Genomic DNA, 14,942 nt, shown 5'->3' with positions numbered 1-14,942 from the left:
AAAGCCTATTGTAATGGAGCTAGAAAGAAGGTATATTATAAGTGTAAAGAACATGTGAAACATTTCACAAACAAACGAATGACGTCAATCAAAAAAATGTATTAATCTCGCGAATATTTGTGAATTATTTCACAATATAATGTAAAGGAGATGGTCCATCATGAAATGGTGGCAAAATGAAAAAGTTAGCATGGTTTGGACAGTCCTTCGAATTTGGTTAGGAATTCAATGGCTTGAGGCCGGATGGCATAAGGTCAATGATGGTTTCGATGCAAGTGGTTTTCTACAAGGAGCACTAGGCAAAGCAGCAGGTGATCATCCTGCAGTTCAAGGGTGGTATGCTACATTTTTAAAAGAATTCGCCATACCAAATGTTGACGTATTTAATATTTTAATTCCTTGGGGAGAAGTTTTGGTAGGTCTTGGACTTATTATTGGGTTTATGACTATTCCTGCACTGCTGGCGGGAGCATTTATGAATTTGAATTTTCTCCTGGCAGGTACCTTAAGCACTAATCCGATTCTCTATACAATAGCAATCATCCTATTATTCACCGGGAAAGGTGCGTATTATTGGGGAGCTGACCGCTGGATGATTCCTTATTTGAAACATACATTAACTCAAAAAAAGGATGTCCATCATAAAAAAGCGATGATTGTTTAATAAATATAAACCACTTAAGAAAAACTCTTAAGTGGTTTATTCATTGTGAATTCCTCAAGTCCTGATTTGTAACTGGGATTGTTCTATTGGTTTTTCTTCACTCGTGCACGTTGGTTCGCTGCATTTGCGCGAGCCTGGGCTTCCATATCAGCCTGGTCAGCGATTTCTCGAGAGAATTCCTCGTCTACACCATCTGTTTTCTTAAGTTGTGCAGGCGTTTGAGCCAAGCTGTTTTTGTTTTTATCCCTTTTGTTATGTCCGCGTGATCTACCCAATCTAAACATCCCCTTTTTCGTTTTAATACAAAAATAAAGGTACAAGTCAGTAACTCTGACTTGTACCTTTATTTTGCATCAAAGAGATGAATTTTAGTTAGGGAAAATTTTCTTAACTATTTCGTTTAGAAGTAAATCCACCTACTCGATCAGCTGCCTTAAACTCTCTTGAATATGTTACCTCTTGTGCACTCGTTAACACTGATTTCGTTTTATCTCTTTTCTTCTTTTTATCCATACGTATGTATCTTCCCTTCTTAACAAGATTATTCCTATTTTTGACTTAAAAAGAAGGGAACATACCTTTAATAAATATTCTTTAACGCTTTTTGTAGAGTTGGGTAAAGAAACGGGAATCCATGCTGTGAAAGAACGCCAGGAAGTACTTTTTGCCCTTCTAATACGAGTGTACTCATTTCACCCATTGCTATTTTCAACGCAAAAGGAGGTACTGGTATCCAGTGGGGTCTGTTTAGTACGGAACCTAACGTTTTCCCAAATTCTTTCATTGTCACAGGTGTAGGGGCTGTAATATTCACAGGACCTTTGATATCTTCTGAATTCGCCACAAAATGAATCGCCCTTGCAACGTCTTGAATGTGAATCCAGGACATCCATTGTTTACCTGAACCTACGGTGCCACCTGCAAACATTTTATAAGGTAAAGCTATACGAGGGAGTGCCCCTTCCTTTTCTCCTAGTATGATACCAAAGCGAGTATAAGCAACTCGAATACCTAGTTCAGCTGCTTTACTTGCTTCTTTTTCCCAAATCTGAACCGTCTCTCCTAAAAAATCATTGGACGTATCGGTTGATTCTTCTGTGTAGGTATTCGTTTTAGAAGATGGATAATAACCTATTGCACTTGCGTTAATCAGGCAGGCTGGTTTTTTATCTAAGCCTTTCATAATTGAAATGATTTCTTGTGTAGAGGTGATTCGACTATTAATAATTCGTTTCTTCCGCTCATCTGTCCATCTTCCACTGTTGATGGATTCACCTGCAAGATTTATAAAGGCTTCCACCCCTTCAAGCTCTCTTTTAGGATGAGCGTTATCTGAAAGCCATTTTACATATGTGATTCCAGTGCGATTTTCGTATTTATCAGGATTTCGGGTAAGGATAAATAATTCATGGTTATGTTCGAGAAGTTCTTCTGTAAGAGCTTTCCCTACAAAACCTGTTCCACCTGTTATGGCAATTTTCATAATCATCCCTCCATTAATACTTACTATTTTACCTATCTTCTCAATAAAAAACATATGTTGATGTGTTACATTAGTAATGAGGTGGAAAAAATGGGTGTTATCACAAAAATAACGAAGCAAGTGAAGAATCTTGAACGGTACAATTTATTTATAGATGGAAAATATGCCTTTAGCGTAGATGAAGCCATTTTAGCTAAGTTTCAACTAAGAAAAGGTTTGGAAGTCGAAGAATTAAAAATTTCAGAGGTACAATATGAAGATGATGTAAAAAAGGCATTTAACAAGGCTATTCAATACTTATCTTATCGAATGAGAACAGAAAAAGAAATCCATGATCACCTTGCAGAAGGAGATCTTGAGGATGGAATCATTCCAGAAGTATTACATAAGTTGAAAGAAATCAAGTACATTAATGATTTAGAATTTGCACATGCCTTTGTAGGAACTCAAATCAACACGTCGGACAAGGGTCCAAGCTGGATTCGCGGTGAATTAATGAAGAAAGGTGTGTCTCAACAATATATTGAAGAGGCCCTATCTTCCTTCACTGTGGAAAACCAAGTTGATAAAGCAGTTGTTTTAACAGAGAAGCTTCTTCGGAAATATAAAAAAGATTCTCAAAGAATTGCTAAACAAAAAATTGAACAGAATTTGCTTCGTAAAGGGTATTCAGGATCTGTTATGAAAATCGTTTGGGAAACGGTTGAAACGGATCGGGATAGCGATGAACAATGGGATGCCATTTATCATCAAGGATTAAAAGCCCATAGAAAGTTAAGTACAAAGTATGAGGGATATGAATATGAGCAAAAAATGAAGCAAGCTCTTTATCGAAAAGGTTTTTCCATGGAGATTATCGGAAGACTGTTGGAGGAATTAAAGGAAAGTGAAGAGTAGTAAATAAACGATTAAAGCTGTATCCACTCGTGGATACAGCTTTTTTATCCTATTTCTTTGATTCAATCACAATTTCGTTTTTTTTCTTGTATTGATCCACGATTATTTCAGCTACTTCTTCTGGTGAACGTAATCGGGATCGATCACTAATATGATCGCTTTCATCCCAAAATGGTGTATCCATACCTCCCATATAAGCATTCACAATACGAAGGCTAGAGTCTTCGTATTCCTTTTGTAAGCTTTCTCCAAATCCTCTTAATGCAAATTTACTTGCTACATATAAAGATTCGTTCTTCTTCCCTCTTAAACCAGCTGTTGAAATAATATTTAGAATCGTACTGTTGTTAGAATCAAGTTGATCCAACAATGCTTTTGTCAGGCGAATGGGGCCAAGGGCATTTGTCTCAAACATGGATTCTAATTCTTCTTCATTTGAGTCTTTAAAAGCACCAAAGTATCCGACTCCAGCGTTATGTATAAGCAATTGAATATTGTGGTTATGAAGGTGATTTTCACAAACCTTTTGAATATCAGAATTTGAGCGTAAGTCAACGGTTGCGTATGAAACCTCTCCGCCGATTTCTTGTATGTCTGATGCCGCTTTTTTTAAAGTGTCAAGGGTACGACCTAATATGAAAATATGGAATCCTTGCTGGCTTAGACGTTTTCCTAACTCTAATCCGAGACCGGAACCTCCACCTGTAATAACTGCTGTATTCATGTTGATCATCCTTTCTGTATGCTGTTTTGTCTTGTGGTCAATTTTAATTACCTAAGGCTCTGATTACTAGTATGTGCTTGATGGTAAGGGGAATTGCTTCGCTTCCGGGGTCTCGTTACGCCTGTACTTCTGCAGGAATCTTCTCAGTCCTCCTAACCATCTATAAGAAAAATCGTGACAGAGTCATATTAGCAAAAAAAAAATTTATGCAAAACATAATTTTAAGTAGAAATAAACACTTAAACGGAGCAGAGATTAACCAATACTCACAAAAACAACATTCTTTAACAATTACGCCTGTTTGTACAAGTCATTCCTTCTTTTCTTATTGCCCAGCTCCGGGGCTTAGAGGCTCGAGGTCAAAAGTAAATTCATCCAAAAAGGAAAAGAACGCCTTTTAGGCTGACTTACCTTATGCTTGTCACCTCTGGGCTAAGATCCTCCGCTTTTCTTATTATAACAAATTCTCTATACTATCATTAGTAGAGGTGATTTTGATGGAACAAGAGAGAAGATACAGTCAAATGACTGAGCATGAACTGAAACAGGAAATTGCACAGTTGAAAGAAAAAGCACGAAAGGCTGAACAATTAGGAATCGTAAATGAGTTCGCCGTTTTAGAGCGTAAAGCTCTTATGGCTCAAGCTTATTTGATGGATCCTAGTGAATATCAAGCTGGTGGAATTTACGCCATTGAAGGAGATCCAGGTACATACTTTAAAATTGATTATTTAAATGGAGTATTCGCTTGGGGTTATCGATTAGGTGGTAATGGACAAGAAGAAGCATTGCCTATTTCTCTTTTAGCAGGGGAGAAAAAATAAGGTTCAAGGTGCATCCACTTAGGGACGCACCTTGAAATAGTCTAGGAACGCTTACGGGTTTGGTTCTCTAGAATAATTAAGTCTTGTGTTTGTGTTGTTTGTCCATTTGCTTGAGAATGGGCATGTTTCGGGTTGTAAAATGCCTTGTTAAATGGACTGCTGTACTTATTGCGATAAAAGTTGTTTTTCATGTTTGCCATCGTAACTACCCCCTAAACAAATTTCACTTCACTAAATCGAGTCTTGGTCTCTGTCCCCTGAAGCTTTCATACGTTCTTGAGGATGGGTATTGATGGTGCCGTTTGCCCTTTTAGATGCATATTCCGCTTTCGCTCTAGGCTCCCCTTCGAATTTATTACCTGTTGCATTTGGGAACCCTGTAGTTTTATTACGCATAATTTGCCTCCTAAAAGGTGTAGTGGACTTACACACCGTGAAAAAGCAAAGGAAATGAACTAAGCTTAATCACGTATTATTAGTATGGTTGGAATAATGAACATTATCATAAAAGCAGAAACAAAATAAATGGAAATGAAGGAGACAAAAAATGGAGTCAACATTTCACGAGTTAACAGAATTACTATTGGAAACCAATGATAATCTTTCCTATGAAAAAGCCCGAACATGGGTAGAGCTTGTTTGGGAGGACTTCGAAACGACATATGCTAAAGCAGGATACGACTATCAAGGCAAAGAAATGACCGAAAAAGTAGTACGCCAATGGATCACCAATTACGGTGGACGCATCCATGAATTCGCAGCACGTAACCCAAAATACAAACACCTGCTGGACAATGACAATAATGTAACGCATTAAAGGACAGAGGGACGGACCTGCTGAAAGCAGGTCCGTCCCTCATCACGTTAATCGATTAATATGTCGATGTCTACTTTTTTGCGTAGTTTTTCTTCACTAAAGACCCAGCCTGTGTAGGAGCTTACGACTGAGAGGTCTTTATCTAGCTGCACTAGGGCTACAAATGGATAGTGTCCGTTGTTTCTGTACCGTAGATCAATAAAGCGTACTTCGAAATGGTCGTCGTATTCATCTACTTCCCAACGATATACAGGGGAGAAGGATAGAAATGCTGATAAGTTTTTATCTTTTTTCGCTGCTTCAATCACAGGAAGTTTCGGTACTGGAACACGTTTGAATTCATCGAAAATCGTAATCGAACGTCTAAAGGCTCTGGCAACATAGTATTTATCTCTCGTTACTATGGCTAATCTCCATTGGAAGAAACGTATCGTCGGTGATACGATGATTTTTTCAGCTTCTGGGATTCTTCTTTTTACAGCGTTTTTAACTGCTTTTTGAACCTGAAACCTCAACACATAATAAGCAAAAATGACAATGTACATAACTAAAAAGGTTTCACCAGGTGGTAACCCAATGCCCCAAAGAATCAATCCGACAACATGGATACCGAAAATATATGGGTCGAACGTGTTTATGACACCTAATGCGACCCATTTCGACGAGATTGGCCTAATGGCTTGGGTTCCATAAGCGTTGAAAATGTCGACAAATACATGCAGGAATACAGCAACAAATGTCCAAATCCATAGATGAAGCAAATTAGCTTCAGGAAAAAAAGGATAAAGACATGCAATGATTAAAAGTGGCCATAAAGCAACAGCTGGAATGCTATGTGTAGCACCTCGATGATGTCGTATATAAACGGCATTATTGCGTAATTTCAAGACAGTGTCGATATCTGGTATTTGAGAGCCTATAACTGCGGCTATTAACACACTTTGAGAGGTGGCTGCACTTTCCGCAACAACGGGATCTAATGTAGCTAAGCCTCCAAGAGCAAAGCCCATAACAATGTGAGTACCTGTATCCAATGAAAGTCCTCCCTTGGCTCGTTTTTATCCTGTAACCTGTAATCTCTTGTATTCATTTTTAAACATGATATGGTTAAAAGGAGTTTATTTCAATGAAAAATTCATTGCAAATTTATTTAGAATACGAAATAAAACAAAATCTTCAACCTCAATATAAACAAATTATGAATACTATCGTAAATACATTACCACAATATGATGCTTCAAACATTCAATGGGAGAAGTCTGAAATCAGCCCCAATCGGTACATGGAAACCTTCGCTGTTCCAACAGAATCCCATTATCATGCTTTGAAACGCTTACGAACATCCCGTCGTCATTTATTATTTGGATTATTAGATGAATGTATATGTGGTGGATTAAAGGAAATCAGATGCATCGGCTTAAAAACAAAGCTTTAATTATTTATTCCCTATTCAACGTAACATTTAACATCCTGGAGGTACAAAATTGAAAGAAGAATCATTAAGACATTTACAAACAATTAATCGCGAAGAATTTCAAGAAGACTTAATTTCTTGGTTTTCAAGAGAACAAAGGGACCTACCTTGGAGAAAGGATCAGAATCCATATAAAGTATGGGTGTCCGAAATCATGCTTCAGCAAACGAGAGTAGATACTGTTATCCCTTATTTTAATCGCTTTCTAGAAAAATTCCCGTCCATTGAAGCTCTTGCTCACGCTGATGAGGAAGAGGTTTTAAAAGCATGGGAAGGTTTAGGGTATTATTCAAGGGTAAGAAACCTTCAAACTGCTGTAAAAGAAGTGAATGAGAAATACGAGGGGATTGTTCCGAACACGCCAAAAGAAATTTCGGCTTTAAAAGGGGTTGGCCCCTATACTGCCGGAGCCATTTTGAGTATTGCATATGGTAAGCCTGAACCAGCTGTTGATGGAAATGTAATGAGAGTATTTTCTCGTATTTTATCTATTTGGATTGATATTGCCAAACCATCTTCCAGAAAAGTTTTTGAGGAAGCTGTGAGAGCTTTAATATCTGAAGAAAATCCATCTTATTTTAACCAAGCCTTAATGGAGCTTGGAGCATTAATCTGCACACCAACTTCGCCTTCATGCTTATTATGTCCGGTCCGAGAACATTGTCAGGGATTTCAAGAAGGGGTTCAATCCGATCTACCAGTAAAAACTAAAAAAAAATCTGCCCGGAAACTTAATATGGCTGCTGCTGTCCTATTTACAGAAGACAATAGAGTAGTCATTCATAAACGTCCAAGCAAAGGGTTACTAGCAAATTTATGGGAATTTCCTAATTTCGAAGTAGGGAATTCGAGCAGTGGACGAAAGCAGTTGTTACAAAACATTGTAGATGAATATAAAGTAGATTGTTCGTTGAAAACTGGGGTTATAACTAAAATTCAACATGTATTTTCTCATATCATTTGGGATATTGAAGTATATGTGGGATCTATTAATAGCACTTCACTAGGAGCGAATGGTTTGGTTGCTGTTACTGAAGAAGAATTGGAAAAGTATGCTTTTCCTGTCTCTCATCAAAAGATTTGGAAAGAGACTTCAGCAGCGCTTTTACAAAAATAATTTGAAGCAACCAGTTTGCAGCTGGTTGCTTTTTTTTAATCATACGATATCTTCGTTCCGTGGGTGTAATCAGCTTCACCGCGTTTTAATCCTCCACGACTCTCAATTTCTTCTACGATTTCTCTGTGAATAGATTGTCCTTCTACGTTTAAATAGGGTACTATTTGTTGTAGTGAATGGTGAAAGAAGGCAAGCTCACTTTTTGTCCATTCATTTTTAGGGAGCATAGAAAGCTCTGTCATATCTCTACCTACATACATTTACATTCCTCCATTTTTATCGAGCTCTTTTTAGTTTGCATATTCAGTTGCTGATTATGCTCATTGATACAATTGCCCTAAATGGAAATGACATACGAAAGGATGAAAAGAATGAATCAAAAAGTAGCATTAGTAACAGGAAGCAGTCGAGGACTTGGAAGAGAAATTGCCATACAATTAGCACAAAAAGGATACGATATCGTCGTGAATTACGCCCGAAGTAAAAAAGGAGCTCTAGAAACGGCAGCAGAGGTTGAAAAGCTTGGCCGTAAAGCAATAGTGGTCCGTGCGAATGTAGGCGATGTGGAAAAAATTAAAGCCATGTTTGAGCAAGTGAAAGAAGAATTTGGTCGTCTTGACGTACTGGTTAGCAACGCCGCTTCCGGTGTGCTTCGTCCTGTTATGGAGCTTGAAGAATCACATTGGGACTGGACAATGAACATTAACAGCAAGGCTTTACTTTTTTGTGCTCAAGAAGCTGCAAAATTAATGGATAATGGCGGTCGTATTGTGAGCATTAGTTCTTTAGGTTCGATCCGTTATCTTGATAACTACACAACAGTAGGTGTTTCAAAAGCAGCAGTCGAGGCACTTACACGTTATCTTGCTGTTGAATTAGCTCCACGCAATATCATTGTAAACGCAGTTTCAGGAGGAGCAATTGATACAGATGCCTTAAAACATTTCCCAAATCGTGAAGAACTATTAGAAGATGCCCGCAGTAAAACACCAGCTGGACGAATGGTAGAAATAGATGATCTTGTAAAGTCGGTAATGTTCTTAGTTTCCGACGATTCCTCTATGATTCGAGGTCAAACAATCATTGTAGATGGTGGTCGTTCACTCTTAGTTTAATGGAATGTTTTCCCAATAAATATATTGGATAGTCACTACCACGCTTGGTTATCTTAATTAGCGTGGAGGTGATTACAATGGCAAAACAACCAAACAAAACTCAAGCTGGAACAAGCGTTCAACATGTTAAGCAACAAAACGCTCAAGCTGGAGCTCAACCTCAGAAACAACAATACGGAACTGAGTTTGCTTCAGAAACAACAGCGGCACAGCATGTGAAACAACAAAACCAACAAGCAGAAGCAAACAAAGCGAAAGCTTCTGGTAAATACGGCCAACAACAACAATAATTGTAATTGTCCTTACCGAGAAAAAGCACCCAAAACTGGGTGCTTTTTTCGTTTATTTGAGGGACGGACCTCCGAACACTAACTTCTCAATAAACCCTCTACTGAATTCATAGAGTTACATCCCTCCCATACATACTTTTGGAGGTCCGTCCCTCATGAACCTCATCCACCACATCGACAAAACTGGTGGGAATGTGACAGAAGTTGTCAAAGGGTTTGGGGTAGGAAAGGAGAATGTTTAGTAGAGTTTGTTTAGAGGAGATGGTAGAGTGGTGCAGCAACGGTTTAATCAGTTAGTAACGGAACAGTTGGAGACGATGGATAAGCTACTATATCTTCAGTCTGAAATTGAGCGTTGTCAGGAGCTTGAGGAGGAGTTACTTCAGTTGCAGGAGATGACAAAGGTTGAGTCTTTGAAACAGGAAATTACTCAGAAGAAAGTGGAGCTTAAAGAGATTCATGAAATATTTCAGCAGCAAACGGATCAGGTAATTCGGTCGTATCAAAAAGATTTGAATCGGGTGACAACATAAATTTCATAATCCAAACGAATCTTTTTATATGAAAAGTTTCTAAATGAATACGAACAAATAAATTCGATGTTGTTGACTGTTGTGAGGATTTCACTGCACAGTAAATCAGCATATTAGGCTGTTCTTAAAGGTTATTTTCTTTAAGAGCAGCCCTTTTGTTTTAAATTTTCCGTCGAAACGTTATAATGATAGAGTAGACACCCATATATACTTGTAATTTGTAAGGAAAGAAGGGGATACGATGGCGGTTCCCACTGAAGGGCAATCTGTACAAATACATAGCTATAAGCATGACGGCAACATTCATCGAATTTGGAATGAGACTACGGTTCTGAAAGGAACAAGTAATCTCATCATTGGTGGAAATGACCGTACAATGGTAACGGAATCAGACGGAAGAACGTGGATGACTCGTGAACCCGCGATTTGTTATTTTCATTCAGAGCTTTGGTTTAACATTATTTGTATGATTCGTGAGGACGGAATTTATTATTATTGCAATTTAAGTTCTCCATTTGTATACGATCATGAAGCAATTAAGTATATCGATTATGATTTAGATATCAAGGTGTTTCCTGATATGACGTATACATTACTAGATGAGGACGAGTACGAGGCTCATGGAAAATTGTATGGTTACCCAGATGTGATTGATCACATTCTTAAACGAAATGTAGACAAATTAGTGCGCTGGATACGACAAAGAAAAGGACCTTTTGCTCCTGACTTCATTGATATCTGGTATGAGCGCTATTTGACTCATCGGGGGTAGCACAGCTGGAAAACTTTATACGTTTAAAGGGCTGACCCAGTAAGGAGCCTCTCACCTATCTGTAGTGAATGGATGAGGAACAGTAGAGCGCTCCAAACAGGGTCATCCTTTTTTATTGCGGAAAAATGGGCACAATACACCTTAGAAAGGAGTAATTTCTTGGATAGTATAAAACGATACCTTCAATTTGTTAAACCCTATCGGTGGCAAATTATTGGTACATTAATTATAGGAATTATTAAATTTACTATTCCACTTTTGATTCCAATCTTAATTAAATATGTGATTGATGATATTGTGGGAAGTTCGAGTTTATCTTCTGATGAAAAAACGAGTCAGCTCTTTACGATTATGGGAATTATGCTCGTTCTTTTCTTACTTGTAAGACCGCCTGTAGAGTATTATCGACAATATTTTGCTCAGTGGACAGGAAATAAAATTTTATATGACCTGAGGGATAATCTGTTTTCTCACATACAGAAATTAAGCTTTAAGTATTATTCGAATACGAGAGCAGGGGAAGTTATTTCAAGGGTAATTAATGATGTAGAGCAAACAAAAAATTTCGTTATTACCGGTCTAATGAATTTATGGTTGGATGCAGCTACCATTATCATTGCCCTTGCCATTATGTTTACGATGGATGTATCGCTGACACTTGTATCTCTCATTGCTTTTCCTTTTTATGCTTTTTCTGTCCGTTACTTTTTTGGTCGACTTCGTGGTTTGACGCGGGAACGTTCTCAAGCACTGGCAGAGGTTCAAAGCCATTTACATGAACGTGTTCAAGGTATGTCTGTGGTGAAAAGCTTTGCAGTAGAAGATTATGAACAAAAGCACTTCCAAGATCAAAATAGTAACTTTTTAACAAAAGCATTAAAGCAAACGAGCTGGAATGCAAAGGCTTTTGCCGTAGTAAATACGATTACAGATATCTCTCCTTTAATCATAATTGGTTTTGCTGGATATGAAGTGATTCAAGATAATCTTTCTATTGGTACGATGGCAGCATTTATTGCTTATATTGATCGTTTATATAGCCCTTTAAGAAGATTAGTCAATTCATCCACAACCCTCACTCAGTCTATAGCTTCCATGGATCGTGTTTTTGAGTTTATGGATGAAAAATATGATATCGATGATGAGCCAGGTGCAATTCCTTGTAAACATGTTAAAGGTGACATTCAATTTAAAGATGTTTCTTTTCAGTATGATTCGAAAGAAGAAGAGGTTTTAAAGAACTTAAACTTACAGATTCGATCTGGAGAAACGGTTGCTCTTGTTGGAATGAGTGGAGGAGGAAAGTCTTCACTTGTCAGTTTAATTCCTCGTTTCTACGACGTAACAAAGGGATCCATCTTACTTGATGGAACCGAAATCACACGATTTCAAGTTAGGTCGTTGAGAGATAAAATCGGTATGGTTCTTCAAGATAATATTTTATTTAGCGAATCTGTGAAGATGAATATTAAGTTTGGAAACCCTGAAGCTTCTGATGAAGAAGTGATAAATGCAGCGAAAGCCGCAAATGCCCATGAGTTTATTATGAAGCTTCCCGACGGATATGACACTCGAGTTGGAGAGAGGGGCGTAAAGCTCTCTGGTGGACAAAAGCAACGGGTAGCCATTGCAAGAGTATTCTTAAAAAATCCGCCTATCTTAATACTAGATGAAGCAACCTCTGCTCTTGATCTGGAAAGTGAACACCTTATTCAAGAAGCTCTTGAAATACTAGCGAAAGACAGAACAACATTTATTGTTGCCCACCGATTATCCACCATTACTCATGCTGACCGTATTATTCACATGGAGCATGGTGAAATAGTTGAAATGGGGACCCATGAAGAGTTAATGGCGAAACAAGGTCATTATCATAAGCTCTTCCAGGTACAACAATTAGATAACTAACGTTGATATAGTCATGACTAAGATTACCACTGATGTTTAGACATTAGGGTGATAATAGTCATGACTTTTTTATTTAATCGATAAGGTTTTTTTAAAATATGAATAAGAGAATGATGAAAAAAGTAGGACTAAATAACTTTTTATGGAAGGAATGAAACCTTATTTTGGACATATATTGAAATGAATTAGGAAGGAAAGAGGAAATGTAATTAAAAGAAAAATTCTGAAAATAGATTGCAACATTTGTAACGTATTGTATAATAAGAAGCATATAAAATTTAGAAAATAATCACTATTACGAAAAGAAAGATAGTTTAAGAGGAGGATTTGAATGAACGAAACGCGTCCTTTACTAAAAGTGGAAGATTTAAGGACCTCCTTTTTTACCGATGACGGAGAAGTTCCTGCAGTCGATGGAGTTAGTTTTCATGTAAATCAAGGAGAGGTACTAGGAATTGTAGGAGAAAGTGGTTGCGGAAAGAGTGTAACCTCACTATCCATAATGGGACTAGTTCCTAGCCCACCGGGGAAAGTAGTCGGGGGGAAAATCCTTTTTAAAGATGAAGACTTAACAAAGGCTAATGAAAAGAGAATGAGAGATATTCGGGGTAATGACATAGCCATGATCTTCCAAGAACCAATGACCTCTTTAAACCCTGTTTTTACCATAGGTGATCAGTTAACAGAAGCTATACGAATACATACTAAAGTGAACAAAAAGCAGGCAAAAGAAAAAGCAATTGAAATTATGAAAATGGTAGGCTTACCAAGATCAGAAGAACTTATAAAAGATTATCCTCATCAGTTATCAGGTGGTATGAGACAAAGGGTAATGATTGCCATGGCAATGGTATGTGACCCACAAGTATTAATTGCCGATGAGCCAACAACAGCTTTGGATGTTACTATCCAAGCACAAATTCTTAAATTAATGAAGAAGTTAAACAAAGAATTAAACACTGCGGTGTTACTTATTACTCATGATCTTGGAGTCGTAGCAGAGACATGCGAAAGAGTCGTTGTGATGTATTCAGGGAAAATAGTTGAGGAAGGAACAGTAGCAGAAATTTTTAAGAACCCTCAACATCCTTATACAAAAGGCTTAATTCAGTCCGTTCCCGATATGCGTGTAAAACAACAACGATTACACTCCATTCAAGGGAGCGTTCCAAAGCCAGGTTCCATCAAAACTGGATGCCGATTTGCTGCTCGCTGTGAATTTGCATTCGATCGCTGTTTAGTTGAGACACCAGAATTATATGAAACATCACAAGGACATTGCACAAGATGCTTCCTGTTCGATGAAGTGGAGGAGGGAGTTTATGACGGAACCGTTGCTAAAGGTTGATAATCTTAAGAAGCACTTCCCTATTACAGGGGGTGTCCTCGGCAGACCTGTCAGTTCAGTAAAAGCAGTAGATGGAGTATCATTTACCGTCAATAAAGGGGAAACACTCGGAATCGTTGGGGAAAGTGGATGTGGAAAATCAACCACTGGAAGAATGCTAATGAGACTGATAGACCCTTCTGAGGGCAGTGTTACGTTTGAAGACCGGGAACTTACGAGTCTATCAAACTCAGAAATGAGAAAGGTTCGTCGAGAAATGCAAATGGTGTTTCAAGATCCTTTCGCATCTTTAAACCCAAGACATACAGTTGAAAAAATTCTAGAAGAGCCTTTAAAGGTTCATGGAATGGGATCATCAAAGGAACGAAAAGAAAGAGTGCACGAACTACTTAACATTGTTGGATTAAGCAGCTATCATGCCAAACGGTATCCTCACCAATTTAGTGGAGGACAAAGGCAAAGAATTGGGATCGCACGTGCTCTAATGACAAAACCAAAGTTAATTATAGCGGATGAACCTGTTTCAGCACTGGATGTTTCGATACAATCCCAAGTATTGAATCTTATGCAAGACCTGCAAAAAGAGTTTGGACTCACCTATATATTCATTGCTCATGATTTAGGTGTAGTTAGACATATAAGCGATCGAGTCGGCGTGATGTATCTCGGAAAAATGGTTGAGTTAAGTAAAAGTGAAAACCTGTACGACAAACCATTGCATCCATACACACAAGCGCTATTATCGGCTGTTCCGATACCAGATCCAGATTTTGAAAGAGAGACGATCCTGTTACAAGGAGATATTCCGAGTCCCTCTAATCCACCTAGTGGATGTACATTTCATACGAGATGTCCACATGCAACAGAGATTTGTAAACAGAAAGTACCAGAATTTAAGGAACACCAACCAGGGCATTATGTAGCTTGTCATCTTTATTAGAGGTCAAGTCTCATAAGTATATAAACAATATTCAGG

Annotated in this window: 21 protein-coding genes; 13 read left to right on the top strand and 8 right to left on the bottom strand. The window is 38.0% G+C overall.

From position 1 onward, the window contains the following. Positions 1 to 160 precede the first annotated feature (160 nt). Positions 161 to 664 (top strand): DoxX family protein, encoded by a 504-nt coding sequence (locus tag IQI_RS17440; protein ID WP_064093953.1) that lies wholly within the window; start codon positions 161 to 163, stop codon positions 662 to 664. 83 nt (positions 665 to 747) lie between these two features. Here IQI_RS17440 and IQI_RS17435 read toward each other — a convergent pair whose 3' ends face one another. From IQI_RS17435 to IQI_RS17430, 3 genes are all read right to left on the bottom strand, one after another. Beyond that, positions 748 to 948, bottom strand: coding sequence for a YfhD family protein (locus tag IQI_RS17435; protein WP_408007790.1), 201 nt, complete (start codon positions 946 to 948; stop codon positions 748 to 750). A 103-nt stretch (positions 949 to 1,051) separates the two neighbouring features. After that, positions 1,052 to 1,177 carry a YfhE family protein gene (locus IQI_RS20405; protein WP_082892780.1) on the bottom strand — a complete coding sequence of 42 codons (126 nt, stop codon included), beginning with the start codon at positions 1,175 to 1,177 and terminating at the stop codon, positions 1,052 to 1,054. Between the two features lie 67 nt (positions 1,178 to 1,244). After that, a complete protein-coding gene (locus IQI_RS17430) occupies positions 1,245 to 2,147 on the bottom strand; it encodes a TIGR01777 family oxidoreductase (protein ID WP_064093951.1) in 903 nt (300 codons plus the stop codon). Between the two features lie 90 nt (positions 2,148 to 2,237). Here IQI_RS17430 and recX point away from each other — a divergent pair, with 90 nt between their 5' ends. Beyond that, on the top strand, positions 2,238 to 3,044 hold the full coding sequence (gene recX, locus IQI_RS17425) for a recombination regulator RecX (RefSeq protein ID WP_064093950.1): 807 nt from the start codon (positions 2,238 to 2,240) through the stop codon (positions 3,042 to 3,044). Between the two features lie 49 nt (positions 3,045 to 3,093). Here recX and IQI_RS17420 read toward each other — a convergent pair whose 3' ends face one another. Beyond that, entirely contained in the window at positions 3,094 to 3,768 is a 675-nt protein-coding gene (locus IQI_RS17420) for an SDR family NAD(P)-dependent oxidoreductase (RefSeq protein WP_064093949.1), read from the bottom strand. Positions 3,769 to 4,265: 497 nt separating this feature from the next. Between IQI_RS17420 and IQI_RS17415 the strand changes: the two genes are divergently transcribed. Next, positions 4,266 to 4,592: a YfhH family protein gene (locus IQI_RS17415; protein WP_064093948.1), complete on the top strand. Its 327-nt coding sequence runs from the start codon at positions 4,266 to 4,268 to the stop codon at positions 4,590 to 4,592. A 41-nt stretch (positions 4,593 to 4,633) separates the two neighbouring features. Here IQI_RS17415 and IQI_RS20400 read toward each other — a convergent pair whose 3' ends face one another. Together IQI_RS20400 and IQI_RS17410 are read right to left on the bottom strand one after the other, a co-directional pair. After that, positions 4,634 to 4,792: a YpzG family protein gene (locus tag IQI_RS20400; RefSeq protein WP_082051311.1), complete on the bottom strand. Its 159-nt coding sequence runs from the start codon at positions 4,790 to 4,792 to the stop codon at positions 4,634 to 4,636. Between the two features lie 31 nt (positions 4,793 to 4,823). After that, positions 4,824 to 4,988 carry a small, acid-soluble spore protein K gene (locus tag IQI_RS17410; RefSeq protein ID WP_064093947.1) on the bottom strand — a complete coding sequence of 55 codons (165 nt, stop codon included), beginning with the start codon at positions 4,986 to 4,988 and terminating at the stop codon, positions 4,824 to 4,826. A 151-nt stretch (positions 4,989 to 5,139) separates the two neighbouring features. Between IQI_RS17410 and IQI_RS17405 the strand changes: the two genes are divergently transcribed. Then, positions 5,140 to 5,409, top strand: coding sequence for a YfhJ family protein (locus IQI_RS17405; protein ID WP_064093946.1), 270 nt, complete (start codon positions 5,140 to 5,142; stop codon positions 5,407 to 5,409). Positions 5,410 to 5,456: 47 nt separating this feature from the next. Here the strand turns inward: IQI_RS17405 and IQI_RS17400 are convergent, their stop codons facing one another. Next, complete coding sequence (locus tag IQI_RS17400) at positions 5,457 to 6,443, bottom strand: metal-dependent hydrolase (protein WP_064093945.1); 987 nt, start codon at positions 6,441 to 6,443, stop codon at positions 5,457 to 5,459. Positions 6,444 to 6,535: 92 nt separating this feature from the next. On the opposite strand from IQI_RS17400, the gene IQI_RS17395 reads away from it, so the two are divergent. Both IQI_RS17395 and mutY read left to right on the top strand, forming a co-directional pair. Continuing rightward, positions 6,536 to 6,844, top strand: coding sequence for a hypothetical protein (locus tag IQI_RS17395; protein ID WP_064093944.1), 309 nt, complete (start codon positions 6,536 to 6,538; stop codon positions 6,842 to 6,844). Positions 6,845 to 6,893: 49 nt separating this feature from the next. Then, positions 6,894 to 8,000, top strand: a complete 1,107-nt coding sequence (mutY, locus tag IQI_RS17390) for an A/G-specific adenine glycosylase (protein WP_064093943.1) — start codon at positions 6,894 to 6,896, stop codon at positions 7,998 to 8,000. 35 nt (positions 8,001 to 8,035) lie between these two features. Here mutY and IQI_RS17385 read toward each other — a convergent pair whose 3' ends face one another. Next, complete coding sequence (locus tag IQI_RS17385) at positions 8,036 to 8,260, bottom strand: hypothetical protein (RefSeq protein ID WP_064093942.1); 225 nt, start codon at positions 8,258 to 8,260, stop codon at positions 8,036 to 8,038. Between the two features lie 111 nt (positions 8,261 to 8,371). Between IQI_RS17385 and fabL the strand changes: the two genes are divergently transcribed. The 7 genes from fabL (at position 8,372) to IQI_RS17350 (ending at position 14,906) form a co-directional block, all read left to right on the top strand. Beyond that, complete coding sequence (gene fabL / locus IQI_RS17380; protein ID WP_064093941.1) at positions 8,372 to 9,115, top strand: enoyl-[acyl-carrier-protein] reductase FabL; 744 nt, start codon at positions 8,372 to 8,374, stop codon at positions 9,113 to 9,115. Between the two features lie 77 nt (positions 9,116 to 9,192). Beyond that, the gene (locus tag IQI_RS17375; protein WP_064093940.1) at positions 9,193 to 9,405 is read left to right on the top strand and encodes a gamma-type small acid-soluble spore protein; all 213 of its coding nucleotides are present in this window, start codon (positions 9,193 to 9,195) and stop codon (positions 9,403 to 9,405) included. A gap of 269 nt (positions 9,406 to 9,674) precedes the next feature. Further along, positions 9,675 to 9,938 (top strand): YgaB family protein, encoded by a 264-nt coding sequence (locus IQI_RS17370; protein WP_268874513.1) that lies wholly within the window; start codon positions 9,675 to 9,677, stop codon positions 9,936 to 9,938. Positions 9,939 to 10,179: 241 nt separating this feature from the next. Then, positions 10,180 to 10,710: a nucleoside tri-diphosphate phosphatase gene (gene ntdP / locus IQI_RS17365; protein ID WP_064093939.1), complete on the top strand. Its 531-nt coding sequence runs from the start codon at positions 10,180 to 10,182 to the stop codon at positions 10,708 to 10,710. Positions 10,711 to 10,869: 159 nt separating this feature from the next. Continuing rightward, positions 10,870 to 12,618, top strand: coding sequence for an ABC transporter ATP-binding protein (locus tag IQI_RS17360; RefSeq protein ID WP_064093938.1), 1,749 nt, complete (start codon positions 10,870 to 10,872; stop codon positions 12,616 to 12,618). 331 nt (positions 12,619 to 12,949) lie between these two features. After that, positions 12,950 to 13,966: an ABC transporter ATP-binding protein gene (locus tag IQI_RS17355; RefSeq protein WP_064093937.1), complete on the top strand. Its 1,017-nt coding sequence runs from the start codon at positions 12,950 to 12,952 to the stop codon at positions 13,964 to 13,966. Beyond that, the gene (locus tag IQI_RS17350) at positions 13,941 to 14,906 is read left to right on the top strand and encodes an ABC transporter ATP-binding protein (protein WP_064093936.1); all 966 of its coding nucleotides are present in this window, start codon (positions 13,941 to 13,943) and stop codon (positions 14,904 to 14,906) included. Before IQI_RS17355 ends, IQI_RS17350 begins: the two co-directional genes overlap by 26 nt. Positions 14,907 to 14,942 lie beyond the last annotated feature (36 nt).

The organism is Rossellomorea aquimaris TF-12, from assembly GCF_001648555.1.
Lineage (GTDB): Bacteria > Bacillota > Bacilli > Bacillales > Bacillaceae_B > Rossellomorea > Rossellomorea aquimaris.
This window is presented reverse-complemented; position numbering and strand designations above follow the sequence as displayed.

Coding starts and splice junctions, on each gene's coding strand:
- IQI_RS20405 (WP_082892780.1), bottom strand. CDS start 1,177: ATGGATAAAAAGAAGAAAAGAGATAAAACGAAATCAGTGTTAACGAGT.
- IQI_RS20400 (WP_082051311.1), bottom strand. CDS start 4,792: ATGGCAAACATGAAAAACAACTTTTATCGCAATAAGTACAGCAGTCCA.
- IQI_RS17420 (WP_064093949.1), bottom strand. CDS start 3,768: ATGAATACAGCAGTTATTACAGGTGGAGGTTCCGGTCTCGGATTAGAG.
- IQI_RS17395 (WP_064093944.1), top strand. CDS start 6,536: ATGAAAAATTCATTGCAAATTTATTTAGAATACGAAATAAAACAAAAT.
- IQI_RS17355 (WP_064093937.1), top strand. CDS start 12,950: ATGAACGAAACGCGTCCTTTACTAAAAGTGGAAGATTTAAGGACCTCC.
- IQI_RS17410 (WP_064093947.1), bottom strand. CDS start 4,988: ATGCGTAATAAAACTACAGGGTTCCCAAATGCAACAGGTAATAAATTC.
- IQI_RS17385 (WP_064093942.1), bottom strand. CDS start 8,260: ATGTATGTAGGTAGAGATATGACAGAGCTTTCTATGCTCCCTAAAAAT.
- IQI_RS17435 (WP_408007790.1), bottom strand. CDS start 948: ATGTTTAGATTGGGTAGATCACGCGGACATAACAAAAGGGATAAAAAC.
- IQI_RS17375 (WP_064093940.1), top strand. CDS start 9,193: ATGGCAAAACAACCAAACAAAACTCAAGCTGGAACAAGCGTTCAACAT.
- IQI_RS17430 (WP_064093951.1), bottom strand. CDS start 2,147: ATGAAAATTGCCATAACAGGTGGAACAGGTTTTGTAGGGAAAGCTCTT.
- recX (WP_064093950.1), top strand. CDS start 2,238: ATGGGTGTTATCACAAAAATAACGAAGCAAGTGAAGAATCTTGAACGG.
- fabL (WP_064093941.1), top strand. CDS start 8,372: ATGAATCAAAAAGTAGCATTAGTAACAGGAAGCAGTCGAGGACTTGGA.
- IQI_RS17440 (WP_064093953.1), top strand. CDS start 161: ATGAAATGGTGGCAAAATGAAAAAGTTAGCATGGTTTGGACAGTCCTT.
- IQI_RS17405 (WP_064093946.1), top strand. CDS start 5,140: ATGGAGTCAACATTTCACGAGTTAACAGAATTACTATTGGAAACCAAT.
- IQI_RS17415 (WP_064093948.1), top strand. CDS start 4,266: ATGGAACAAGAGAGAAGATACAGTCAAATGACTGAGCATGAACTGAAA.
- ntdP (WP_064093939.1), top strand. CDS start 10,180: ATGGCGGTTCCCACTGAAGGGCAATCTGTACAAATACATAGCTATAAG.
- IQI_RS17350 (WP_064093936.1), top strand. CDS start 13,941: ATGACGGAACCGTTGCTAAAGGTTGATAATCTTAAGAAGCACTTCCCT.